The organism is Caulobacter sp. FG121 (assembly GCF_057809815.1).
Window position 1 is genome coordinate 71,563 of sequence record NZ_JBMDKR010000008.1, and the last position, 23,040, is coordinate 94,602.

The window sequence follows — 23,040 nt, forward strand, 5'->3', positions numbered from 1 at the left end:
CGCAGGCTTGCGCACAGATTCAGCCACCGTCTCGCGCAAAGACGGTCGCAAGTTGATGGCTCTAAGGCGGCATCGTCTCGAGACGCCGCGCCACCGGCCGGGGGAGGGCTCCTCGGTGTCTGAGCTGGGCGGCGACGCGACTATCGCCCGGTCGCGCCCAGCCCTCATGCGCCGATTTAAGACGATGCGGTCGAGGGAAGAGCCCGCACCCCTCCCTCTCCTTGACGGATGCCAAAAAAGAACGCACTAGAGTAAGCTTCCGGCGGGCCTCCGGATCGGAAGAAGCTCGCGAAGGGCGCCGCCGCGAAGCACGTGGCGAAGGTGAGGAAGCGATGAGTGAGAGCTTGAGTGCGGTCCTGGACGTAGAGAGCGGATTCGCGCCTCAGGCCGTGGATATCAGTTACCGCGCCGATGGCTGTCTTATCCTGCGTTCGCCGATCCCCCTGACCGAGAGCCGAAGACATCTCTGCGAGTACCTGTCCCACTGGGCGAACGAGGCGCCCAACCGGACGTTCCTGGCCGAACGCGATAGCTCTGGCGAATGGCGCAGGCTGATATACGCCGACGCTTGGCGCCGCGTGCGCGCCATCGCTCAGTCCCTGCTCTCCCGGAACCTCACGCAAAGCCAACCTATCGCCGTCCTCACCGGCAACTCGATTGAGCATGCGCTGATCACCTTCGCGGGGATGGCGGCGGGGGTGCCGGTCGCGCCAATTTCGCCGGCCTACGGCGTGCACCCGGAGGGTCTGGGGCGACTCATAGAAATCGCAGAGGTCCTGAAGCCGGCCATGGTCTTCGTGCAGTCCACGCGGGGGCTTGACCGGGTCCGGACGGCGCCGGGCCTCGCGAATGCGGAGTGGGTGAGTGTCGAGGCCGACGCAACGACCACGAGTTTCGCAGCGCTTGAGCAGTCCCTCGCCACGGCGGAGGTGGATGTCCGCCTGCGCGAGAGCGGACCTGACGCGGTCGCCAAGATTCTGTTCACCTCTGGCTCGACCGGGACGCCCAAAGGCGTGCCGCAGACCCAACGGATGCTCTGTAGCGCCATCCACAGCGCGAGCCTGCTCGTGCGCCTGGAGGATCCTCCGGTCATGGTTGACTGGATGCCCTGGCACCACACGATGGGCGGAAACAACACGCTCCACGGAATCCTGCGGGACGGCGGCACGCTCTATATCGACGACGGACGTCCGACCCCGGACCTGATCGGCCGGACAATTCGGAACCTGAAGGAGATATCGGTCACCTACGCCCAGAATGTGCCGGCCGGCATCCAGATGCTCGTTGAGGCGATGGAGCATGACGGCGAGCTGCGCACGAGCTTCTTCAAGCGTATCGGCAGACTCCTCTACGCCGGCGCGGCCCTTCCTCGAGAGACCTGGGAACGGCTGCAGGAACAGGCGATCGCCACGAGGGGCCGCCAGGTCGCAGTGACGTCCGGCTATGGCGCGACGGAGACTGCGCCCGGAATCTCAAGCACCTATTGGGCCTGCGAGGGGCGCGGCGAGATTGGCCTGCCCAATCCTGGCGTGGAGGTGAAGTTGGTGCCTGCGGGAGATCGCTACGAACTCCGCGCCCGTGGACCGAATGTCATGCCCGGCTACCTGAGCCGGCCAGATCTCACTGAAGCCGCCTTTGACGAAGAGGGTTTCTACAAGGTGGGCGATGCGGTCAAGTTCGTTGATCCCCTGAACCCCCGCGCGGGTCTGCGCTTCGCGGGCCGATTGAGCGAGAATTTCAAGCTGTCGAATGGGTCGTGGGTCATCACGGGAGAGCTGAGATCGGCGGTCATCGCCGCCGCCCCGACCATTGCCGAGGCCGTCGTCGCCGGTCAGGATCAGACCGACATTCGGCTCCTGATCTGGACCGCGCCGGCCCTGCTAGCGGAGCTGGCGGATAGCGGCCTGAGCGGCGAGGGATTGGAGGCGGCGTTGCGGGCGCGGGTCGCGGAACAACTGCAGGCCTACAACGTCCGGAACACCGGCGCGACCCGCCGCATCGGGGCGTTCGCCATCTTGAAAGATCCGCCCTCCCTGGGGGCTGGCGAAGTCACCGACAAGGGCAATGTGAACCAGCGCGCAGTGCTGACCAGCCAGGCCGAACTCGTTGAAGACCTCTATGCCTCCCAACCTTCCGAGCGCATCGTAGTCCTCTAGCCTCAGGCCCGCCGGCCGCGATCCCTTTCGCGCCTCTTCGGCCGGCCAAACGGAGTTCGGCCGTCATACATGCGGTCACCGAGCCAGGCCTCGGCGGGGCCTGCGAACCACCTTTCCGTTGAAGCCTGGGCGGCGACTATTCGGGCTGCGGAGGCATGGGCCGTCAGGGCGGATCTAACCGTCGGCGAAGGGGTTGACGCGCGGCCGCCGGCCTATGCGCGCGACCGCAGCCGCGGCATCGAATAGTGTTCGTAGTGGCCCGCGCCGTTTTTGATGATCGGGTCCTGCGAGGTGTAGGCGGCGATGTCTGCGTCATCGGCGATCTGATAGATCGACACGCCGTAGCCGCCTGTGGGATCCATCACAGGCCCATGGGCGACGATCACGCCCTGCTCAAGTAAGCCGTCCATGTAAGCGGCGTGCTGCTGCATCCAGGCGCCCTCCTCGATGCTCATCGTCGCCAGGAAATCGGCCCGAGGCGGGATGTACTTGCAGAGATAGTATTTCATTGAAGATCTCCCAGTGTTCAGGTGCTGCGATGTCGTCGCGTTACATAGCGGTGCCTTATGTGCTGCGGCAGGTGCTCCATGAATGGCGGCGAGACCATTTGGCCGTAGCGCATCGTCCCGCTCCGGACCGGCCACCACGGCGGGTGCTCAGGCATTGTCGCGTCGCCGCTCGGATCGGAGGCGCGCCAAGACGGTCAATCATCCGGGCGCTGCTCTTCGTCACGCCCAGGAGCCATATGCTCGCTGCGACATCAAGCATCAAAGTCACATACAGTGTGAAAAAGCGAGCCGGGCAAGCGGGTGAGAGTGGCGGAAATTGAACATAATATCAGCAGTTTCATGGAGCCCGGACGCGGCCTTTCCGCAGGAGAAAGTGTTAGCGGGTCCTATATGAGCACGCACTGGCATTGACACGGTCTCAAGGACAGCGAACAAGTTCTCCGGTCAAAAAGGCTCATTCAATGAGCCGCGGGCGCGACCTGGTCGTCTGAGCGCATTCGAATTGGGAAGGAAGCTATGAACGTCGCGTTGAAAGCCCGGGCCGGCGATGTTGCGGCGGAAATCGCCGCCACGCCTCTCTCAGAGCTGAACCCCGCCCGACCGGATCGATTCTACAATGGCGCGATGTGGGCTGTGTTCGAGCGCTTGCGCCGCGAAGATCCCGTCCACTTTACGCCCGACAGCGAGTTTGGACCCTATTGGTCAATCACCAAGTGGAACGACATCTTGGCGGTCGACACCAACCATGAAGCCTTCTCATCGGCCCAAGGCATCATCCTCGACTCGCTCGCCGGCCAGGCGGAGACGGAGAGGGTGTTGGGCAAGCGCCCGAAGGCCAATCTTGGCTTCATCACCATGGACGAGCCGGAGCACAGCTCGGCCCGCAAAGCGGTTAGCCCCGCCATGAGTCCCCACAACCTCAAAGCGATGGCGTCGCAGGTGCGCGAGCGCGCGGGTCAAATCCTCGATTCGCTGCCCATCGGGACGGAATTCGATTGGGTCGACCTCGTGTCGAAGGAATTGACGGCGATGACCCTGGCCACCCTATTCGATTTCCCGTTCGAGCAGCGTCGCAAGCTCACCTACTGGTCTGACATGCTGACGATCCTGCCCGGCCACGGCCTGGTGGAAACCTGGGAGCAGAAGGGCGCCGCGATTGTGGAGTGCTTCACGACATTCCAAGGTCTTTGGAACCAGCGCTTCGACGCTGAGCCCGCCAACGATCTGATCTCGATGTTGGCGCACAATCCCGCCACGAGAAACATGACGCTTGAGGTCTTTCAGGGCAACGTGGTGCTGCTGATTGTCGGCGGGAACGACACGACGCGAAACACGATCTCCGGCAGCGTGTTCATGCTCAATCAGAATCCGGGCGAATACGCCAAACTGCGCGCCAATCCGGATTTGATCCTGCCGATGGTGTCCGAGACGATCCGCTGCCAATCGCCGTTGGCCCACATGGCGCGGACCGCGACGCGAGATGTCGAGGTCGGCGGAAAGACCATCAGGAAGGGCGACCGGGTCGCCATGTGGTACATTTCGGGCAATCGCGACGAAGAAATGGTCGACCGGCCGACCGAGTTCATCATCGACCGAGAACGCTCCCGGCAGCACATGTCTTTTGGCTTTGGCGTTCACCGGTGCGTCGGCAATCGGGTGGCCGAAATGCAGATCACGATCATATGGGAAGAAATTCTCAAACGTTTCCCGGAAATCAATGTCGTCGGAGAACCGGAGATGAATTGGTCCTCCTTCGTGCACGGCTTCGAACGCCTTCCGGTCGTCATTCCCTATCGGACTTAAGCGAGACTTCCATAAGGTCCCAATCTGCGGAGCCCCGAGGCGATATCTTCAGGGCATCGCGGTTGGGACGACGTCGCAAGCCAGGCCTGACGCGCCGGGAAGCTCTCGATCGCGATCGCCGCCGCCAGGTCGGGGGACCAATGCGCCACGGCGCGGTCGAGCTCCTCGTGCGCGTGTGAGGCCATCGACAATCCTGAGATGCTAGGCCCTGGGCGCTTCGTCGTCGGGGGCAGGCTGACCCAGCCCCAACCTGCGTCTGATGGCGCGGCGGGAGTGCTCAAGGCGAGCATCAGACAGCTCGGGATCAGGTTCGGCCCGCGCGAGCGCCAAGGCCCCCACCAATTCGGCCAGTACGGAGTGAGCCTCCTCGTCAGCTGAACAGCACTCGGCCTTAACGAGCTGCCGGCGGATCACGGCCGTAAGCCGGCCGACGCCTTGGGCGAAGTTTGAGCGCGCCGGATCTGCGGCCCGCTCGACCTCACCGATCAGCAGGGGGGCTGGACAAGTCGCGGACACGCGGTCGCGATGCGCCCGGCTCAGGTAGAAATCCACATACGCGGCCAAGCTCTGACGCGCATCCGAGGTCGTGGGGGGCATGGCGGCCCGTTGCGACGAGAACATCTCCTGGATCGCCGCCGCGACCAACTCGTCTCGAGACTGGAAATGTGCGTAGAAGCCGCCATGCGTGAGGCCGGCCGCTGCGCTCACGCCGCCGATGGTGGTCGCGGCCACGCCTCGGGTGCGGATCGACTCTACGGCGGCGGTCAGGAGCCGCGCACGGGTCGTCGGTTTGTGTCCGGCCTTGTATCGCATGGTTTCATCCGGCTGGTCGCCGTTGAATAATCACAAAATAGAACCGACTTGCAACCTTACAACCGACTTGTCTGCGCCAGGCCCAGAAGATTTGCCGCATTTTATGAATGTTCGGTCGGTTGAAGCGCCGACTAATCCGTGCCAAGTAGGTAGGAAATCAACACCGACAGACAGCCCAACCTCGACCAATGCGGGGGCTGCGCCGACCAGGATGAGGAAATGGAGCTCACCTTTAGCGCCGAAGACGAGGCCTTCCGTCAGGACGTGAGGAAATTCCTCGCAGAGACCTTGCCGCCGGACATCGCCCAAAAGGTGAAGCGCGGCAAACACCTCAGCAAAGGCGAGACCGAGGCGTGGCAAGCCAGCCTCAACGCCCGCGGCTGGCTGGCGCCCCACTGGCCGAAGGCGTATGGCGGCCAGGGGTGGTCGGTGACCCAGCGCTTCATCTGGGACTACGAGACATCCCTGGCCCACGCACCGCGCACGATCCCATTCGGATTCAGCATGCTGGCGCCCGTGTTGATCAAGTTCGGGACGGAAGCTCAGAAGGCCCACTGGCTGCCGCGGATGCTGAACGGTAGCGACTGGTGGTGCCAGGGCTACTCTGAGCCCGGCGCCGGATCGGACCTTGCCGCGGTCAAGACCACAGCGGTTCGTGACGGCGACGAATATGTCATCAACGGGCAGAAGACGTGGACCAGCCTCGCCCAGCACGCGAACATGATCTTCTGCCTGGTGCGCACGGCCAGCACCGGCAAGCGTCAGGAGGGCATCTCCTTCATCCTGGTCGACATGGACCAGCCGGGTGTCGAGGTTCGGCCGATCATCACCCTGGACGGCGACCACGAGGTCAATGAGGTCTTCTTCACCGACGCCCGCGCCCCTGTGGCCAACCTGATCGGGGAAGAGAACCAGGGCTGGACCTACGCCAAGTATCTGCTGACCTATGAGCGCACCAGCATGGCCATGGTGGGCGCTTCGTTAGCCGCGCTCGGGCTGCTCAGGGACGCTGGCCGGACCGAGACCAAAGGCGGACGGCCGCTGTCCGATGACCCCCTATTCGCCGCGCGAAGCGCCAAGGCCGAGATCGAATTGGAGAACCTCAAGACGACGACCCTTCGGGTTGTCGCCGCCGCGGCCGCCGGCGGAGCGCCCGGCGCCGAGAGCTCCATGCTGAAGGTGAAGGGCACCGAGGTGCACCAGGAGATCCGAGGTCTCATGCGTCGCGCCCTTGGCCCCTATGCGTTGCCCTTCCAGCACGAAGTTCTCGCGCCCGGCTCCAACGCCGAGCCTGTGGGCCCGGACTACGCGCCTGGCGTCACGCCGGCCTACCTCAACAGCCGAAAGCTGACGATCTACGGCGGCTCAAACGAGGTGCAGCGCAACATCATCACCAAAGCCATCCTCAAGCTCTGAGCGGAACACTTGCCATGGACTTCAATCCCACAGCCGATCAGCGGATGCTGGCTGACACGCTCCGCCGCTTCGTCGCCGAGCGTTACCCGCTGGAGGCGCGTACAAGACTGGCCGATACGGCCCCAGGCTACAGCATCGAGGCTTGGCGGCAGTTCGCCGAACTGGGCGCGCTAGGGGCGCTCTTCGATCCGGACCTGGGTGGCTATGGCGGCGGTCCCGACGACATCGCCGCGGTGTTCGAGGCGCTGGGAAGCGCCTCGGTCGCGGGCCCGTTCCTGGCCAACCTGCTGTCGGGGACCTGTCTCGCCAGCGTCGGGGGCGCGGAGGCGGAGGCCCTGCTGCAAGGCATCATCGCCGGTGACGCCGTCGTCGCCTTCGCGCACCAAGAGCCCGGAAGCCGCTACGACCTCAGCCGGGTGGAGACCGTGGCCATGGCGGATGCCGGCGGTTGGCGAATCTCAGGCGCCAAGTCGGTTGTGTCCTATGGCGACGCCGCCGACCAGCTCATCGTGTCCGCGCGTGCGTTTGGCGCGTCCGACGACGAACTTGGCCTTTCCCTCTTTCTCATCCCCGCCACGGCTCAGGGACTATCGATCCGGGGGAGTGTGGGTGTCGATGGCGCGCGGAGCGCCGAAGTCATTCTGGACCAGGTGGAGGTCGGCGAGGACCGGCTCCTGGGCACGGTCGGCGGAGCTTTCGGGGTCATCGAGAAGGCGGTGGGCGCAGGCGTCATCGCCCTCTGTGCGGACGGCGTCGGCGCCTTGGACGTGGTGAAGGAGATGACGGCGGAATACCTCCGGACCCGCAAGCAGTTCGGCCAGCCCATCGGCAGCTTCCAAGCCTTGCAGCACCGGATGGCCACGCTCCTGATCGAGATCGAGCAGGCGCGGTCCGCCCTGACGAACGCCGTGGCGGCCTTCCACGCACCACGCATTTCCCGCGAGCGGGCGCTGTCGGCGGCGAAATACACCTTCGGGCGGGTGTCCGCCCTCGTGGCGCAGGAAGCCGTCCAGCTGCACGGCGGCATCGGCATGACCTGGGAGCTGCCGCTCTCACATTATGTGAAACGCCTCATTATGCTGGACCATCAGCTGGGCGACGAGGATCACCACCTCGAGCGCTACATCGCCCTCAGCGCCACGGCTTGACGCCAAAGGTCCGTATCGCACCCAAATCTGGAGAAATGATCTCCTGATCAGGTCCTTCGTCCGGAAGGCGAAGAGGCTTAGGGCCGCGTCGGCCGTGTTCGGGCTGGCGACCTCCTTCTGCGTCGTTGCGCGGCATCGGCGTGGCGCGGCGGGGAGGGTGGGGCCGATTCACTCGCCCCGCCCCGAGCCTGTCTGGGGGATCTCGGGCTGCAGTCGTGCGCACGTTTCGGAGCGGCGCTGGATGTAGCTGCGAGGTGACCCAGGTCCTTCAACGGAATCGATTCATCGGAGACACGAGAAGGCAAAGCCGAAGGCGCCGCCCAGCTTGACGACTTGACGAGTATGAAAAAAGAACGCACTACCTGTATGTCGCCGGCCACCACGCGGTCGTCGCGCCAGCTGGGCGACGCCTGTCCAGCGCGCAAGCCACAGGATTGAAGATGTCAGGCCCATCCAAGTCAGAGACGCCCGCTCGCAACGCCACCGCCGTGGTTGTCGGAGCAGGGGACTACATCGGCGGCGAGATCGCCAAGAGGTTCGCAGCCGAGGGCTACACGGTTTTCGTCGGGCGCCGCCAAGCGGAAAAACTTGAGCCGTTGAAAGCCGAAATCGAGGCGGCCGGGGGACGCGTCGTGACCCGCGGCCTCGACGCCCGCGACGAAGAGCAGATGATCGCGTTCTACGAGGAGGCCGAGCGCACGGCCCCCCTGGAGGTGTCGATCTTCAACATCGGCGCCAATGTCAACTTTCCTCTCGTCGACACGACCTCGCGCGTGTTCCGCAAGGTGTGGGAGATGGCCTGCTTCGCCGGCTTCCTGAGCGGCCGCGAAGCCGCCAAGCACATGTTGCCGCGTCAGGCGGGATCGATCTTCTTCACCGGGGCGACGGCGGGCCTGCGCGGCGGCGTTGGGTACGCGGCTTTTGCGAGCGCCAAGTTTGGCCTGCGGGCCGTGGCTCAATCGACCGCCCGAGAACTCGGGCCGAAGGGCATCCACGTGGCCCACCTGATCATCGACTCTGGCGTGGACACCGCCTGGGTTCGCGAGCGGATCCGCGAGGCCGCCGGCGACGGCCCCTTGCCCGACCGCGTCTTGATGCGTCCTGCGGCCGTCGCCGAAGCCTATTGGGCGCTGCACCAGCAGCCGAAGGACGCCTGGACCTTTGAGCACGAGATTCGGCCTGCGGGCGAGCCTTGGTGAATAGGCGGCGGAAGCGGGCGCGCCGGGCCGTGTGGGGATAGAGTACACGGCCCGACAATCCCCCTTTAGGCCATGACCGTACTCCATCGACCTGTCCGGAAGCGTGCTGTGTCCGAGACCCGATCTGACACCTTCGCGGCGCCTGCGATCACATTGCTGTCCTGCAGAAGGGCTGTGGTCCGGCGACGCGGGGGCGCGTGATCGTTCGCGGCAGGTTGCCAAAATCGCGCGCCGCGCCGGTCTTGGCTCCAGCCACCTGGGCGCATGACCGTGGAGTTCGCCGCGAACCGGCGGCGCGACCGCTGCCAAGCGCGTGACGCTGCACCTTCTCCCCGCCGCCCGTGCGGTCGGGATGGAGATTTTCCGAAGGGGGCACGTCCTGGCGACGAACATCAGCGGCGGCCCAATTGCACGGCTTCCCGGGGCGAGGACGCTTAGCTCGCCGCGTCTTCTAGCAAGAGTCTGGCGGCATCGCGATTTGCCTGCGCGAGGAGCGGCGCGCGCGTCGACTGCGCCATCACGATCGAGCCTTGGATGAGCGACAGGATCTGGAGCACGGCCTTTTCAGGCTTGTTCAAGGCGAGCGGTTCGACGAGCGAGGCCACAAATTCGTGCAGGCCTTCGAAATAGGCGGTGATGGTCGCCTGGACGTCCGGCGCGTTGGCCTCCGGTCCGAACTCCGCCAGCCCCTTCACGAACGGGCAGCCGCGGAACGACGGCGACTGAAAGGACACGTCCAGCGCGTCGAATATTGCGAGGATGCGCTCCAACGGGTCGAGTCCAGGTTTTTGAGTCGCGTCTTTCAGCATTTGAAACCAGGCAGCGCTCTTGAGGTGCAAGTACGTCGCGACGAGGTTGGCCTTCGACGGAAAGTATTTGTAAAATGTCATCTTCGCCACGCCGCTCTCGGCGATAATGCGGTCGATCCCGACAGAGTGGACACTGAAGCGGTAAAACAGGTCCGAAGCCGTCTTTAATATCCGCTCGCGCGGGGTGAGGGCGGTCAGCGGCTGCGCCTCGAGCGCCGTAAACTCCGCCACGTCTCCGTCACGCATTTCTCACGCCTCATAAATTACAAAGCCTCATACAGACTAGTCTGTCCGTTTTCGATTGCAAGGACAGACCGGTCTGTCTATACCCCGGCGACACCTCTCAGATGGAAGGACAGGGTCGATGAGCGAAAAAGTAGTTGTCGTGACCGGCGCAAGCAGTGGGTTTGGAAGGCTCACGGCGCTGGAGCTTGCGAGGCGAGGGCACCTGGTGGTGGCGACCATGCGCGATGTCGGCGGAAGAAATGACCAAGTCCGGCGCGAGCTCATCGAGGCGGCAAAAGCGGAAGGACATGCGCTGCAGGTCCTTGAAATGGACGTCACGGATGAGGCGTCGGTCAATTCGACGATCGACCAGGTCATCAAGAAGCACGGAAAAATAGACGTGCTGATCAACAACGCAGGCACCATGGCCGTCGGGGTCACGGAAGCCTACACGGTGGCGGATGTCGAACGGCAATTCGCGGTCAATTTCTTCGGCGCCGTGCGCGCCGACCGCGCCGTTCTGCCGCACATGCGCGCCGCCGGCCGCGGGCTTCTGGTCCATGTCACTTCACTGATGGGGCGCGTGATTTTCCCCTTCTTCGGCATCTACTCCACGAGCAAGTTCGCGCTCGAAGCCCTTGCAGAAGCCTATCGCTACGAGCTGTCCAGCTTCGGAATCGACTCGGTCATCGTCGAGCCGGGCCCGTTCCCGAGCAATCTTCTCTCGTCCAGTCCGGAGCCCTCCGACCAAGGCGTGCTGGCGTCTTATGGGGACGTCGCCGCGATCCCGGGCCAGATCAAGGCCCATGGCAGCGACGGCGACGATCCGGCCAATCCACCCCGACCCCAGATGGTCGCTGACGCTATCGCACGGCTGGTCGAGGCCAAGGAGCGTCGGCCATTGCGGACGGTCGTCATGCCTGAGGGCATGGATCTCGGCGTGGAACGGCTGAACGCGGCCGTAACGCCCATTCAAAACGACTTCCTCACCGCGCTCGGCATGTCGAACATGATTTGACCCCTCGGGGCGACGAGTAGCGCTTACCTGTCGCCCTTCGGGCTTCACCCACGAGGCCGAAGATCCCTGCGCCGACCGGCTGGCGTGGCCTTCCGATTCGAAGAAGGCCGCCCAGCTGCGTCGGAGGCGCCGATGATGGCGCCCGCGAAAAAGTCTGCCGCGTGAGTCCCGACGTCCGCCCCTGGCATCGTGGCGCGGTGGACATCGTCGGTTTCCAACGTGTCACCTTCCTACACCTTCCAAGGCGCTCCAGGAGGGGCGGCTAGCCCACGCGGGACATTTTGGGAGGCTCCGAAGTCGTACGACCGTTCGGAGCCGCCCCGTGGGGTGTCGAATGGGCGCCGATTGAAGAGCTGAGGCGGTCTGAATAATCACCCGTGTCTCTAGTCAGTTCTAATATGGCATTTACCGTAGTCTGCTGGACTGGTAGGAGACGGCCAGCCTCGAACTTCCCCAGGAGGAGCCCGTCCAATGGCTGTCATCGCCGTCACCAAGGAACGCCGCGGCGACGAGACGCGCGTGGCTGCGACGCCCGAGACGGTCAAGAAGCTGATCGGGGCCGGATTTGCCGTCACCGTCGAGGCGGGCGCCGGCGCGGCTGCAAGCTTCCAGGACGCTGACTACGAGGCGGCGGGGGCGACCCTGGCCAAAACCGCCAAGGCCGCCATCGAGGGCGCCGACATCCTGTTCAAGGTCCGCGCCCCGGTCGATGAGGAGATCGCCGCGCTCAAGGCCGGCGCCGTCGTCATCGCCACGCTCAATCCCTACATCGAGAAGGACGCCCTGAAGTCCCTGGCCGACAAGGGCGCCACGGCCTTCGCCATGGAGTTCGTGCCGCGGATCACCCGGGCCCAGGTGATGGACGTCCTGTCCTCCCAGGCCAACCTCGCCGGCTACCGCGCGGTCATCGAAGGCGCCGAGGCCTATGGCAAGGCCATGCCGATGATGATGACCGCCGCCGGCACCGTCGCCGCGGCCAAGGTGTTCATCATGGGGGTCGGCGTCGCCGGCCTGCAGGCCATCGCCACGGCCCGTCGCCTCGGCGCGGTGGTCACCGCCACCGACGTGCGGCCGGCGACCAAGGAACAGGTGGAAAGCCTGGGCGCCAAATTCCTCGCCGTCGAGGACGAGGAGTTCAAGAACGCCCAGACCGCCGGCGGCTACGCCAAGGAGATGTCGGCCGAGTACCAGGCCAAGCAGGCCGAGCTGGTCTCCAGCCATATCGCCAAGCAGGACATCGTCATCACCACCGCCCTGATCCCCGGCCGCCCGGCGCCCCGCCTGGTCAGCGCCGCCCAGGTCGCCTCGATGAAGGCGGGCTCGGTGCTGGTCGATCTGGCCATCGAGCAGGGCGGCAATGTCGAAGGCGCCAAGCTGGGCGAGGTCGCCACCACGGCCAACGGCGTGAAGATCCTGGGCGTGGCGAACCTGCCGGGCCGCATCGCCACGGACGCGTCGGCCCTCTACGCCCGCAACCTCCTGGCCTTCTCGGCCCTGCTGCTCGACAAGGACGGGGCCTTCGCCCCGGACTATGAGGACGAGATCCTCAAGGCCGCCCTGGTGACCCAGGGCGGCAAGGTCGTGCATCCCAACCTTCAGTCCTGAGGAACCGATGGAAGCCGTCGACCCCACAGTCTTCCGCCTGGCCATCTTCGTGCTGGCGATCTTCGTCGGCTACTACGTGGTCTGGAGCGTGACCCCCGCCCTGCACACGCCGCTGATGGCCGTGACCAACGCCATCTCCTCGGTGATCATCGTGGGCGCCCTGTTGGCCGCCGCGGCGCACAGCCCGGGGGGTGAGCTCACCGGCTCGATCCTGATCTCCAAGGGGGCCGGCGCGGTCGCCGCCGCCTTCGCCGCGGTGAACATCTTCGGCGGCTTCCTGGTCACCCAGCGCATGCTGGCCATGTACAAGAAGAAAGAGCCCGCGAAGAAGGAAGCTTCCAAGTGAACGCCAATCTCGCGGCCATCCTCTACATTGTCTCCGGCGTCCTGTTCATCCTGGCGCTGCGCGGCCTGAGCTCGCCGACCACCAGCCAGGCGGGCAATCGCAACGGCATGATCGGCATGGCCATCGCCGTGGGCGTGACCCTGGTGACCCTGTTCAGCCAGGGCAAGCTCGACGCCTTGACCCTGGCCCTGATCGGCGGCGGCGTGGCGATCGGCGGCGGGGTGGGCGCGGTGATCGCCCGCCGGGTCGCCATGACCTCGATGCCGCAGCTGGTGGCGGCCTTCCACTCCCTGGTGGGCATGGCCGCCTGCCTGGTGGCGGTGGCGGCGATCCATACGCCGGCGGCCTATGGCATCCTGGATACGGCCACCGGCCAGGTGCACCTCAACTCCCTGGTGGAGCTGTCGCTCGGCCTGGCCATCGGGGCGGTGACCTTCACCGGCTCGGTGATCGCCTTCGCCAAGCTGAACGGCAATATGAGCGGCGCGCCGATCATCCTGCCGGCGCGGCACCTGCTGAACATCGCCATCGCGCTCGGCATCGTCGCCCTGATCGTCATCCTGGTGATGAGCGGCGGCGCGGCCATCTGGGCCTTCTGGGGCATCTTCGCGCTCTCGCTCCTGGTGGGGATCACGCTGATCATCCCGATCGGCGGGGCCGACATGCCCGTCGTGGTGTCGATGCTGAACTCCTATTCGGGGTGGGCGGCGGCGGCGCTCGGCTTCACGCTGGAGAACGTGACGCTGATCATCACCGGGGCCCTGGTGGGCTCGTCCGGGGCGATCCTCAGCTACATCATGTGCAAGGCCATGAACCGCAGCTTCATCTCGGTGATCCTGGGCGGGTTCGGCGCGGACGACAGCGCCGCGGCGGCCGGCGGCAAGGTCGAGACCCGGCCGGTGAAGCAGGGCTCCGCCGACGACGCGGCCTTCATCATGAAGAACGCGTCCAAGGTGATCATCGTCCCCGGCTACGGCATGGCGGTCAGCCAGGCCCAGCACGCGCTCCGCGAAATGGGCGACAAGCTGAAGGAAGAGGGCGTGGAGGTGAAGTACGCCATCCACCCGGTGGCCGGGCGCATGCCGGGCCACATGAACGTGCTGCTGGCCGAGGCCAACGTCTCCTATGACGAGGTCTTCGAGCTGGAGGACATCAACGCCGAGTTCCCCACCGCCGACGTGGCCTTCGTCATCGGGGCCAACGACGTCACCAACCCGGCCGCCAAGACCGACCCCACCAGCGCCATCTACGGCATGCCGATCCTGGACGTGGAAAAGGCGCGCACCGTGCTGTTCGTCAAACGCGGCATGAGCTCCGGCTATGCGGGCGTCGAGAACGAACTGTTCTTCCGTGACAACACCATGATGCTGTTCGGCGACGCCAAGAAGATGGTCGAGGGCATCCTCAAGGGGCTCTAGGCCAAAATCGGGCCGGCCCAAGCCGCAGCGGCTTCTCGCCAGGTTGATCGTGGTCCCCCCGCAGCCCGTGCTCCCGAGCACCCTCTGGTCACGGTCGAGCTATGGCGGATGCGATCAATCTCCCCGTGATTCAAGGAACAAGTCATGTCGCCACATCCACCGCTCTCGGCGCATATCGCCCCTGTGCACCGCTTCGACGAAAAGCGGCTGGAGCGATACCTCCGCGCCAACATCGAAGCGTTCGGCGTGGATATGGTCGTACGTCAATTCCAGGGCGGCGCGTCCAATCCAACCTTCCTGCTCGAAACGATTACAGCCAGCGGCCCCGCGCGCTACGTGCTGCGCAAACAGCCGCCGGGGCCGCTTCTGCCAAGCGCTCACCAGGTGGACCGCGAATTCAGGATCATGGATGCTCTGAGGGCCTCAGACATTCCCGTGCCGGTGATGCGCCATTTGTGCGAGGATCCAGAGGTCATAGGCACTAAGTTCTACGTCATGGACTATGTGGAGGGCCGGGTGTTCCGTGACGCCCGGCTGCCGGGCCTGACCCCCGCCGAACGCAGCGCGGTGTACGATGAACTCAATGCCACCCTCGCCAAGCTCCACCTGGTCGACTATGCGGCCTTGGGGCTCGACAACTTCGGTCGCGCAACCGGCTACTACGAGCGCCAGCACAGCCGTTGGACGAAGCAGTACCGCGCCGCGGAATCCGACCACCTTCCCGCCATGGAGCGTCTCATCACGATGTTGCCGGGTCGGTTTCCGTCTGACGAGGACGCGACCATAGCCCATGGCGACTATCGGCTCGAGAACGCCCTCTTCCACCCCACCGAGCCAAAGCTGCTGGCCGTTCTGGATTGGGAGCTGGCGACCATCGGGCACCCCTTGGCCGATCTCGCCTACAACGCATTTCTATGGCGATCCGACAACGCCACCTGGGGCACCTTGGACGGCATAGATCTCCAGGCGAGTGGTATCCCGACCGAGGCCGAGTACGTCGCCGCCTACTGCCGCCGCACGGGCCGTACGGAGATCAGGGACTGGACCTTCTACATGGCGTTCGCCGTTTTCCGGCTCGCCGCGATCGCCCAGGGTGTCCACCGGCGAACCCAAAGCGGGACGGTGGCCAGCGAGCGCGACCCCGTAAACCGCGCACCAGAATTGGCCCAGGCGGCGCTCAATTTGCTGGAAGCGGCGCCGGGTTAGCCACAGGTCGCACGCGGCGTGGGCGCCGATCCGATGCCGGTTTGGCGGTGGGCGGGCGACCTGCGCGAAGCGCGGAGGTGAAAGGTCTTGGCGCCGACTCAGCGATGCATCGTGGCGAACTCGGCGACCGGCACCCGGTCGGTCACGAGGCCGTTTTCAGGCGCACTTCGGTCTGCATAACCAAGGGCCATTCCTGAGAGCAGGATATAGCTATCGGACAGGCCCAGTTCTTTACGGACGATCGCGCCATGGTCGCACCAGGCCTGCTGCGCACAGCTCTCGAGGCCATGGCCGCGCGCCAGCACCATGACGCTTTGCATGAACATGCCCATGTCGAGCCACGAGCCGGGCACCATGTCCCGCTCCATTGTGAAGAAGAGGCCGACGGGGGCGCCGAAAAAGTCGAAGTTGCGCAGCATCGCCCGTTGGCGCGCCGCGAAATCCTGGCGGTCGATTCCGTAGAGCCTGTACAACTCATGCCCAAGCTTGCGCCGTCTTGAGAGATAGGGTTCGCGCATAACCTCCAGCGCATAGCGGTACTCGAGACTCACGTCCCCAGCTTCCGCGGCGGCGCGGACTGCTGCGCTCATGCGGTCGCGAGCCTCGCCCATGACCACGTGCACATGCCAGGGCTGAATGTTCGTGCCGGACGCCGCCCTGCTGGCCCCCGCCAAGATGCTTTTCACCATCTCCTCGGGCACGGCCGCCGGGAGGAAACTGCGGATCGATTTGCGGCCGGTGACCGCCTCGTGGACCGAGAGCGGCCCCGGCGTGGGAAGGTTGGTCATTGCGCTGGCTCCGCCTTTGCCGCCTGGAGCGCCGCGCGTCGCTCCTGCCTAAGCTGGAAGCGCAGGACCTTGCCCGAGGGCGTCTTCGGAAGGGCGTTCGCGAATTGAATCCGGCGCGGGTAGGCGTGCGCCGCATAGCGCGTCTTCACCCACTGCTGAAGCTCACGCGCCATCGCGTCGCACGGGGCGTGCCCTGTCCTTAGGACGACGACCGCTTCCATAGCTTCGCCGAGGACGTCGTCCGGAACGGCGATCACCGCGCTCTCGACCACGGCCGGATGAAGCGCCAGCACCGATTCAACGTCAAACGGGCCGATACGGTAACCCGCCATGATGATTACGTCGTCATCCCGGGAGGAGAAGTGGAAATCGCCGTCCTCATCGATGCGTCCGATATCGCCCGTCAGATACCAGCGCCCGCCGCCGGCGAACTTCTCTGCGCTCTTCTCGGGTTCTCCGTGATAGCCGTCGAACCATGCCAGAGGGCTGTCCTCCAACACCATCGCCACGCGGCCGACTTCTCCAACGCCGATCTCCCGCGCTTCACTCGCGTGGAGCACAGCCGCCCGCCATCCCGGCATCGCCTGCCCCATAGACCCGGGCTTCAGCGGTCGCTTCAGCAACGGGTGATGGTGGTTGTTGATCAGCATGCCCGCCTCGGTCTGGCCGTAGTGGTCGTAGACCGGCACACCGAGCGCCGGGACGGCCCATTCGTTGACTTCCGGGGTGAGCGGCTCGCCCGCGCTCGAGGCGCAGCGAAGCTTCAAGCCCGGGGGGACCGGGATGTTCGATGCTCGCAACGCACGATAGACGGTGGGCGCGGCCGCGAAATTGGTCACACCCTGCTCGGCCAGCACCCTTATGGTCGTTTCGGCGGAGAAACCGCCTGAAAGCATCAAGCTGGGCGCGCCGGTCGTAAATGAGCCGAGCACACCAAAATAAAGCCCGTACGCCCAGCCCGGATCAGCGGCGCACCAGTAGAGGTCGTCGGCCCGTAGGTCGAGGCCAAGCGCGGCATAGGCATGGAAGGCGGCAAGCGCGGCCGTCGGCACGACAACACCCTTGGGGCGCCCCGTCGTTCCGGAGGTGTAGATGTGGATCATCGGGGCCCGGCCGCCCAGCGTCGCTGCCGGGAACCCTGGAGCCGCTTGGCTCATCAGGTCCTGGAATGACAGCGCAGCGTCGCTTGGTTCACCGGTCGTGATCACCTGCCAGGGCGCTGTGGCCGGAATATCTTCACCTGCCTCAAGCTTCGCCTGCTGGCTGGCGTCGCAAACGACGACCGCGGCATGGCTCGCCAAGAGCCGCATCGCGATGGCCGGCGGCGCGAACGCCGTGAACAACGGCACATGCACGGCCCCCAAGCGCCAAATGCCGACGAGCGTCGTGAGATAGTCGCGGCTCTTGCCCATGAGTGTCGCCACTCGGTCGCCCGGCTTTACGCCCAGGCCGGCGAGCACGGCGGCAAAGCGTTCGGACGCCTCGCGCAACTCACCATAGTTCAGATCTTGGGCCGAAAGATCTGCCGACAGAATGCGATAGGCAAGCGCCGCCGGGTCATGCCGGTCACAGAGCAGATTGGCCAGGCTTGCTTCCGGGCTGCGGTATTGCGCAAGCAAGTGACCCGTCAAAGTACTGGGATCAAGCAGGTTCGACGTCGGCTGGCTCATTTTCGGTTTTCGATTCGTTTGACCACGTTTGTGGCGTCAGGAAGGCTCGGCTGTTGGCTTCTCGTCATGCGGGCTTCAGCAGAATGGTCCCGGCGGACCTGCCTTGCTCAAGGAGCTCATGGGCGATTGCGGCGTCCGCGAGCGGCAGTTCTTTCCAGATCTGACACCGGACCCAGCCCCGTTCCACAGCCTCGAAGAGGTCCCGCGCCCGCTGCGCGTATTCGGCGATCGCGGTGGTGTGGTGAACCAGGCTGGGACGCGTAAGAAACAGCGAAGACTGGTTGATGGTGCGAAGGTCGACCGGCGCGGGCACGCCAGACGTGGCGCCGATCGACACCATTGTTCCGCGGACTCGCAGACTGGCGACGGAGGCTTCGAACGTGGCGCGGCCAACGCCATCATAGACCACGTCCACGCCCCGCCCCTCGGTCAAGCGCTTCACTTCGGCGGGCAGGTCGCAGGTCCCCCAGACCAGCACCTCATCGCACCCGAGCCGCCTTGCGCGTTCAACGCTGGCCTCCTTCGAGACGACGCCGATCAGATATGCGCCGAGCCTCTTCGCCCAGGGCGCCATGATCTGACCAAGCCCGCCGGCGACGCCATACATCAGCACTGTCGTGTCCGGCCCGACGGCGTAGGTGGAATGCAGCAGATACTGCGCCGTCAGGCCCTTGACCATGAGGCCGGCCGCGTCATCGAAGCTCAGGCGATCGGGGATGCGCAGGAGGCGCTCCGCCGGATAGAGCCGCCCGCTCGCATAGCTGCCAAGCGGACCAAGAGCGTAGGCCACCCTGTCGCCGACGGCGACAGTTTGCACGCCTTCGCCGATCGCAGCGACCCTCCCGGCCGCCTCGATGCCCAGCCCGCTCGGCAGCGCGATGGGGACGGCGCCGTTTCGATGTGTCACGTCGAGGTAATTGACCCCGATGGCCTCTTGCTCAACCCAGGCCTCGCCGGGCCCCGGCGCGACCTCGTCGAGCGGGATCAGCTCCATCACCTTCGGGTCGCCGGTCTTGTGAATGCGGATGGCGAAGGCCATGGATCGACTCCTATGGAAACCTAGGGCCTGTCGGGCTGGACCTGCCCGAGGACCTTAGCCGTTGGTCGGAAAGGCCATGGACACGCCCTGTCGCGCGTCGATCTCGGGCCAGCGCTGCGAAACCGTCTTGAGGTCGGTATAGAACCGAGCCGCGTCCGGTCCGAACATGTGAGCGTCGCCGAATTTGGACCGGCGTAGGCCGCCGAAGTTGTGATATCCGACCGGCACCGGCACAGCGACATTGACCCCGAGCATGCCGGCCTTCACGCTCGTCACGAAGGCATGCGCGGCCGGTCCGCTGCGAGTGAAGATAACAGCGCCATTCCCGTACTCATGCCCGTTCGTGATTTCGATGGCGTCTTCCAAGGTCTCCACGCGGAGAACGCCACGAACCGGCCCGAAGATCTCGCGCTTATAGAGGCCCATGTCCGGCGTGACGTGATCGAGCAGGGTCGGGCCCACATAAAAGCCATTTCCGCCATCCGCCGGCACGTACGACCGGCCGTCCACGATCACCTTGGCGCCATCGTCAATCGCCCTGTCGATCGCCCCCAACACTTGGAGCCTGGAGTCTGATGAGACGACCGGACCAAAGTCCGCCCGTGGATCGTCGAAGGCGCCAACCCGAAGCGCTTTGATCATCGGCGTGAGCAGACCGATGAGCCGTTCAGCCGTCTCCTGGCCCACCGTGAGGAGCAGCGAGATGGCCATACAGCGCTGGCTCGCCGATCCATAGGCGGAGCTCACGAACGCCGAGGCGGCGGCCTCCAGATCGGCATCGGGCATGACGATCATGTGGTTCTTCCCGCCGGTGTAGGCGGCGACGCGCTTATTGAAGGCGGACCCATGCTGATAGACATATTCGCCGACGCTCGTGGAACCCACGAAGCTGATGACCGGGATCGCCGGATGCTCAAGAATGGCGTCGACGACCTGCTTGTCTCCGTTGACCGTGTTCCAGACCCCCTGCGGCAACCCAGCCTCGCTCCAGAGTTCGCCCAGCAGGAAAGCCGCGTAGGGGGTCTTCTCGGACGGCTTGACCACCACCGCGTTGCCGCAAGCGATAGCCATGCTGGCCATCATCAGCGGCACCATGACCGGAAAATTGAAAGGCGCGATGCATCCGACCACCCCGACCGGCTCGCGGATCGAGTAGACGTCGATGCCGCCGCCGACATTCCTGGAATATTCGCCTTTGGTGACCTGGGCGGCGTTGGTCGCGAACTCCAGGGCCTCGAGCGCCCGGCTGATCTCGCCCTGGGCGTCAGGAAGGGTCTTACCGCTCTCGAGGCCAATGGCATGAGCGAGCTTGTCGGCGTTGGCGATAACCAAATCGCGCATTCGGAAGATGACCTGCTGCCGTGACGCCTGTGAAGCTGCGCCCCACGCGCTTGCCGCATGCGCGGCCGTCGTCGCCGCCCGATTGACGACGTCTACGTCACCGTAGGCCAGATCGTAGAGCTTGACCCCGGTCGAGGGGTTGAAGACAGGGCCGGACCGCTCCCCCGCAGAAACAGCTTGGCCATCAATCAAATGCAGTGTGCTCACGGAACAGACTTTCGAAATGTAGTGGGGGGAGGACTGCGAACCTTCAGCGGACGCAGGGGGCGTACATCTCCTGGATGCACGAGAAGTCTTTTTGGCCGGCGCCGGCGTCTTGGGCGGCCCGCAACTCATAGAGACTGCGCGTAAGCGCCGCCAAAGGGGTGACAGCGCGCTGGAGCTCGGCGTTGCCTAAGGCCAGCGACAGGTCCTTCAGCATCAGGCGAAGCTGAAAACCTCCCTCATAGTCGCAACTCGCTGGAGCGTCGGGATGAACCCCGGGCCAGGGATTCCAGCGCTCCATCAAGCCGTTGCGACCGCTGCTCACCTGGATGATCTCTGACAGGAGCGCCGCGTCGACTCCGTTCCGCGCACCGAGCGCCAGGGTCTCCGCAGCTCCCGCCATGATGATCGCCGCCAGCATATTGTTGCAGATTTTCGCGATCTGACCGGCGCCGTTTTCCCCGGCGTGCATGATCTTCTCGCCCATTACGCGGAGGAGGGGCGTCGCCGCCGCAACCGTGGCCGCGTCGCCGCCGACAATGAAGGTGAGCGTGGCGTCGCGCGCACCCCAGACGCCTCCGGACACCGGGGCGTCGATCATTCCAAGACCCTGTCGCGCGGCGGCCGCCGCGACCTCGCGAGTCGTCTCCGGGGAGATGGTCGAACAATCGATGAGCAGGGTTTGGGCGGAGAGCGACGCCAGCACACCAGACGGGCCGAGGTAGAGGTCGCGAAGGGCGCCGTCATTGGGCAACATGGTGATGATCGTCGACGCACCCGTCACCGCCTCACGCGCCGAGCAGCTGATCCGCGCGCCTCGCCTTTCAAGGCGCTGCATGGCGCGATGGTCCAGATCGAACACACAAAGCGAGTGGCCAGCAGCAATCAGGTTCTCGGACATTGGGGCGCCCATCGCTCCCAATCCGATGAAAGTGATGCTGGCCATTGGCCTCCCCGTTTCACGTTATTCAGCTATCTTCGTGACTTGGCTGACTGTTACGTATCGCGTTGAACGCTAGCAGCTGCTCCAGCTGTATTGAACACTCCGCCGTTGCAGAGTAGGTGTGCGAAGACGCACAGGAATGTCATGATCTGGGATGATTTAAGGTTCTTTTTAGAACTCGCGCGTTCGGGCACGCTCACCGCCGCGGCTCGACGGCTTGGCGTGGAGCACACGACCGTCGCAAGGCGGGTCCAGGCCCTGGAAGCCGAAGTCGGCGGCCCCTTGTTCGAACGCTCACGTCGGGAATTCATACTTACCGAAAGCGGCAAGCGCTTGCTCCCAGCCGCCGCCGACATGGAGCGCGCATTCAGTCACGTGGCGCTCACGACTGAGATGAGCGCCAGCCGGCTCGCCGGGCGGGTGCGTATCGGCTGCTCTGAAGGCTACGGATCGCATATTCTGCCGCGCCACCTTGCACAGCTGAATCAGAAATATCCGCAGATCGAAATCGATTTGCTCGTGCTTCCGCGCGTCATTCAACTTTCACGCAACGAAGCAGACATCGTGATAAGGATCGATCGCCCGGCGCGAGGGCCATATACAATAGTTAAGTTGGCTGATTACAGCTTAGGTCTATATGCCGCGCAGAAATATCTCGCCGAACATCCAAACATCACGGAGGTCTCAGATTTACGGGATCATTCGCTCATAGGCTACGTGGACTATTTGCTTGTCGCGAACAATCTGCCGGTTCTGGACCCAAGCCTGGTTCGCGCGCGCCGGGGCATCCACAGCACGAGCATAAACGCGCAGAAGCAAGCCGCCATGGCGGGCGCCGGGCTCGTGATCCTACCGCGCTACATGGCGCGCGACGAGCCAAGTCTCCGTCCCATCCTGGACGACCGGGTCAGCTTTGCGCGCACCTATTGGCTCGTCTCGCCGGCCGAACTGAAGGGCCTTGCTCCGGTACGCGCGGTTTCGGCCTTTCTCCGTAAGATGGCGACCCTGGAGCGACTGTGAAGCTCGCCCCGTGGTTTGCTCGCAAAGCGGATTCGATGATCGGGCCGACACGGAGTGTGATCCGCGGCGCGTGACCGGTTCGCGGACAAGTTCGGCCAGACTGGACGCGATACTGTCACCTGCGGGCGGCCTCACGGCCGAACGCAGAGAGGTGGAGTTCTCGCGGGGGAGCTATTCCGCCGCAAGCCTGACACGCGTTGGAATTTCAGAGGCAATGCGATCCCAGGCTAGGCGACAGGCCGTCGAGACGCTCGTCAAACGCCATCCTTGAACATGAGACGGCCCTCATCCACGTCGCGCCCTCGGCGCCGCGAACGGCGCGTGGTCCGCCCAACCCTGAAGGCCCCTACTGGCGCCGGTAGCG

The 23,040-nt window shown here is 64.8% G+C and carries 19 protein-coding genes; 11 read left to right on the forward strand and 8 right to left on the reverse strand.

The window, feature by feature from the left end:
- Positions 1-221: 221 nt before the first annotated feature.
- Positions 222-2,156 (forward strand): AMP-binding protein, encoded by a 1,935-nt coding sequence (locus tag ACODSL_RS17290; protein ID WP_488901970.1) that lies wholly within the window; start codon positions 222-224, stop codon positions 2,154-2,156.
- Positions 2,157-2,368: 212 nt separating this feature from the next.
- On the opposite strand, the gene ACODSL_RS17295 is transcribed toward ACODSL_RS17290, so the two are convergent.
- Entirely contained in the window at positions 2,369-2,665 is a 297-nt protein-coding gene (locus ACODSL_RS17295; protein WP_488901971.1) for a YciI family protein, read from the reverse strand.
- A gap of 516 nt (positions 2,666-3,181) precedes the next feature.
- Between ACODSL_RS17295 and ACODSL_RS17300 the strand changes: the two genes are divergently transcribed.
- Positions 3,182-4,468 carry a cytochrome P450 gene (locus ACODSL_RS17300; protein WP_488901972.1) on the forward strand — a complete coding sequence of 429 codons (1,287 nt, stop codon included), beginning with the start codon at positions 3,182-3,184 and terminating at the stop codon, positions 4,466-4,468.
- 201 nt (positions 4,469-4,669) lie between these two features.
- Here ACODSL_RS17300 and ACODSL_RS17305 read toward each other — a convergent pair whose 3' ends face one another.
- A complete protein-coding gene (locus ACODSL_RS17305) occupies positions 4,670-5,281 on the reverse strand; it encodes a TetR/AcrR family transcriptional regulator (RefSeq protein WP_488901973.1) in 612 nt (203 codons plus the stop codon).
- A 219-nt stretch (positions 5,282-5,500) separates the two neighbouring features.
- Here ACODSL_RS17305 and ACODSL_RS17310 point away from each other — a divergent pair, with 219 nt between their 5' ends.
- The 3 genes from ACODSL_RS17310 to ACODSL_RS17320 all read left to right on the forward strand — a co-directional run bounded on the left by ACODSL_RS17310 (position 5,501) and on the right by ACODSL_RS17320 (position 9,044).
- The gene (locus tag ACODSL_RS17310; RefSeq protein WP_488901974.1) at positions 5,501-6,697 is read left to right on the forward strand and encodes an acyl-CoA dehydrogenase family protein; all 1,197 of its coding nucleotides are present in this window, start codon (positions 5,501-5,503) and stop codon (positions 6,695-6,697) included.
- 14 nt (positions 6,698-6,711) lie between these two features.
- Positions 6,712-7,845, forward strand: coding sequence for an acyl-CoA dehydrogenase family protein (locus tag ACODSL_RS17315; protein WP_488901975.1), 1,134 nt, complete (start codon positions 6,712-6,714; stop codon positions 7,843-7,845).
- A 440-nt stretch (positions 7,846-8,285) separates the two neighbouring features.
- Positions 8,286-9,044 (forward strand): SDR family NAD(P)-dependent oxidoreductase, encoded by a 759-nt coding sequence (locus ACODSL_RS17320; RefSeq protein ID WP_488901976.1) that lies wholly within the window; start codon positions 8,286-8,288, stop codon positions 9,042-9,044.
- A 434-nt stretch (positions 9,045-9,478) separates the two neighbouring features.
- Here ACODSL_RS17320 and ACODSL_RS17325 read toward each other — a convergent pair whose 3' ends face one another.
- The gene (locus ACODSL_RS17325; RefSeq protein ID WP_488901977.1) at positions 9,479-10,099 is read right to left on the reverse strand and encodes a TetR/AcrR family transcriptional regulator; all 621 of its coding nucleotides are present in this window, start codon (positions 10,097-10,099) and stop codon (positions 9,479-9,481) included.
- A gap of 118 nt (positions 10,100-10,217) precedes the next feature.
- Here ACODSL_RS17325 and ACODSL_RS17330 point away from each other — a divergent pair, with 118 nt between their 5' ends.
- From ACODSL_RS17330 to ACODSL_RS17350, 5 genes are all read left to right on the forward strand, one after another.
- Complete coding sequence (locus ACODSL_RS17330) at positions 10,218-11,096, forward strand: SDR family oxidoreductase (RefSeq protein ID WP_488901978.1); 879 nt, start codon at positions 10,218-10,220, stop codon at positions 11,094-11,096.
- A 471-nt stretch (positions 11,097-11,567) separates the two neighbouring features.
- Positions 11,568-12,701: a Re/Si-specific NAD(P)(+) transhydrogenase subunit alpha gene (locus ACODSL_RS17335; RefSeq protein ID WP_488901979.1), complete on the forward strand. Its 1,134-nt coding sequence runs from the start codon at positions 11,568-11,570 to the stop codon at positions 12,699-12,701.
- 7 nt (positions 12,702-12,708) lie between these two features.
- Positions 12,709-13,047, forward strand: coding sequence for a proton-translocating transhydrogenase family protein (locus ACODSL_RS17340; RefSeq protein ID WP_423311507.1), 339 nt, complete (start codon positions 12,709-12,711; stop codon positions 13,045-13,047).
- Positions 13,044-14,465: an NAD(P)(+) transhydrogenase (Re/Si-specific) subunit beta gene (locus ACODSL_RS17345; RefSeq protein WP_488901980.1), complete on the forward strand. Its 1,422-nt coding sequence runs from the start codon at positions 13,044-13,046 to the stop codon at positions 14,463-14,465. The genes ACODSL_RS17340 and ACODSL_RS17345 overlap by 4 nt, the downstream gene beginning before the upstream one ends.
- Positions 14,466-14,609: 144 nt before the next feature.
- On the forward strand, positions 14,610-15,671 hold the full coding sequence (locus ACODSL_RS17350) for a phosphotransferase family protein (protein WP_488901981.1): 1,062 nt from the start codon (positions 14,610-14,612) through the stop codon (positions 15,669-15,671).
- Positions 15,672-15,769: 98 nt separating this feature from the next.
- Here ACODSL_RS17350 and ACODSL_RS17355 read toward each other — a convergent pair whose 3' ends face one another.
- The 5 genes from ACODSL_RS17355 to mmsB all read right to left on the reverse strand — a co-directional run bounded on the left by ACODSL_RS17355 (position 15,770) and on the right by mmsB (position 21,659).
- Complete coding sequence (locus ACODSL_RS17355) at positions 15,770-16,459, reverse strand: nitroreductase (protein ID WP_488901982.1); 690 nt, start codon at positions 16,457-16,459, stop codon at positions 15,770-15,772.
- A complete protein-coding gene (locus tag ACODSL_RS17360; RefSeq protein WP_488901983.1) occupies positions 16,456-18,129 on the reverse strand; it encodes an AMP-binding protein in 1,674 nt (557 codons plus the stop codon). The genes ACODSL_RS17355 and ACODSL_RS17360 overlap by 4 nt, the downstream gene beginning before the upstream one ends.
- A 64-nt stretch (positions 18,130-18,193) precedes the next feature.
- Positions 18,194-19,168, reverse strand: coding sequence for a quinone oxidoreductase family protein (locus ACODSL_RS17365; RefSeq protein ID WP_488901984.1), 975 nt, complete (start codon positions 19,166-19,168; stop codon positions 18,194-18,196).
- Positions 19,169-19,222: 54 nt separating this feature from the next.
- The gene (locus tag ACODSL_RS17370; RefSeq protein WP_488901985.1) at positions 19,223-20,716 is read right to left on the reverse strand and encodes a CoA-acylating methylmalonate-semialdehyde dehydrogenase; all 1,494 of its coding nucleotides are present in this window, start codon (positions 20,714-20,716) and stop codon (positions 19,223-19,225) included.
- A gap of 43 nt (positions 20,717-20,759) precedes the next feature.
- The gene (gene mmsB / locus ACODSL_RS17375) at positions 20,760-21,659 is read right to left on the reverse strand and encodes a 3-hydroxyisobutyrate dehydrogenase (RefSeq protein ID WP_488901986.1); all 900 of its coding nucleotides are present in this window, start codon (positions 21,657-21,659) and stop codon (positions 20,760-20,762) included.
- A 141-nt stretch (positions 21,660-21,800) separates the two neighbouring features.
- Here mmsB and ACODSL_RS17380 point away from each other — a divergent pair, with 141 nt between their 5' ends.
- Positions 21,801-22,676, forward strand: a complete 876-nt coding sequence (locus ACODSL_RS17380) for a LysR family transcriptional regulator (RefSeq protein WP_488901987.1) — start codon at positions 21,801-21,803, stop codon at positions 22,674-22,676.
- Positions 22,677-23,040 lie beyond the last annotated feature (364 nt).

Excerpts from the sequence above, each read along its gene's own strand:
- ACODSL_RS17315 (WP_488901975.1), top strand. The coding sequence starts at position 6,712 with ATGGACTTCAATCCCACAGCCGATCAGCGGATGCTGGCTGACACGCTC.
- mmsB (WP_488901986.1), bottom strand. The coding sequence starts at position 21,659 with ATGGCCAGCATCACTTTCATCGGATTGGGAGCGATGGGCGCCCCAATG.
- ACODSL_RS17295 (WP_488901971.1), bottom strand. The coding sequence starts at position 2,665 with ATGAAATACTATCTCTGCAAGTACATCCCGCCTCGGGCCGATTTCCTG.
- ACODSL_RS17305 (WP_488901973.1), bottom strand. The coding sequence starts at position 5,281 with ATGCGATACAAGGCCGGACACAAACCGACGACCCGTGCGCGGCTCCTG.
- ACODSL_RS17350 (WP_488901981.1), top strand. The coding sequence starts at position 14,610 with ATGTCGCCACATCCACCGCTCTCGGCGCATATCGCCCCTGTGCACCGC.
- ACODSL_RS17300 (WP_488901972.1), top strand. The coding sequence starts at position 3,182 with ATGAACGTCGCGTTGAAAGCCCGGGCCGGCGATGTTGCGGCGGAAATC.
- ACODSL_RS17325 (WP_488901977.1), bottom strand. The coding sequence starts at position 10,099 with ATGCGTGACGGAGACGTGGCGGAGTTTACGGCGCTCGAGGCGCAGCCG.
- ACODSL_RS17340 (WP_423311507.1), top strand. The coding sequence starts at position 12,709 with ATGGAAGCCGTCGACCCCACAGTCTTCCGCCTGGCCATCTTCGTGCTG.
- ACODSL_RS17335 (WP_488901979.1), top strand. The coding sequence starts at position 11,568 with ATGGCTGTCATCGCCGTCACCAAGGAACGCCGCGGCGACGAGACGCGC.
- ACODSL_RS17380 (WP_488901987.1), top strand. The coding sequence starts at position 21,801 with ATGATCTGGGATGATTTAAGGTTCTTTTTAGAACTCGCGCGTTCGGGC.
- ACODSL_RS17355 (WP_488901982.1), bottom strand. The coding sequence starts at position 16,459 with ATGACCAACCTTCCCACGCCGGGGCCGCTCTCGGTCCACGAGGCGGTC.
- ACODSL_RS17320 (WP_488901976.1), top strand. The coding sequence starts at position 8,286 with ATGTCAGGCCCATCCAAGTCAGAGACGCCCGCTCGCAACGCCACCGCC.
- ACODSL_RS17330 (WP_488901978.1), top strand. The coding sequence starts at position 10,218 with ATGAGCGAAAAAGTAGTTGTCGTGACCGGCGCAAGCAGTGGGTTTGGA.
- ACODSL_RS17310 (WP_488901974.1), top strand. The coding sequence starts at position 5,501 with ATGGAGCTCACCTTTAGCGCCGAAGACGAGGCCTTCCGTCAGGACGTG.
- ACODSL_RS17360 (WP_488901983.1), bottom strand. The coding sequence starts at position 18,129 with ATGAGCCAGCCGACGTCGAACCTGCTTGATCCCAGTACTTTGACGGGT.
- ACODSL_RS17365 (WP_488901984.1), bottom strand. The coding sequence starts at position 19,168 with ATGGCCTTCGCCATCCGCATTCACAAGACCGGCGACCCGAAGGTGATG.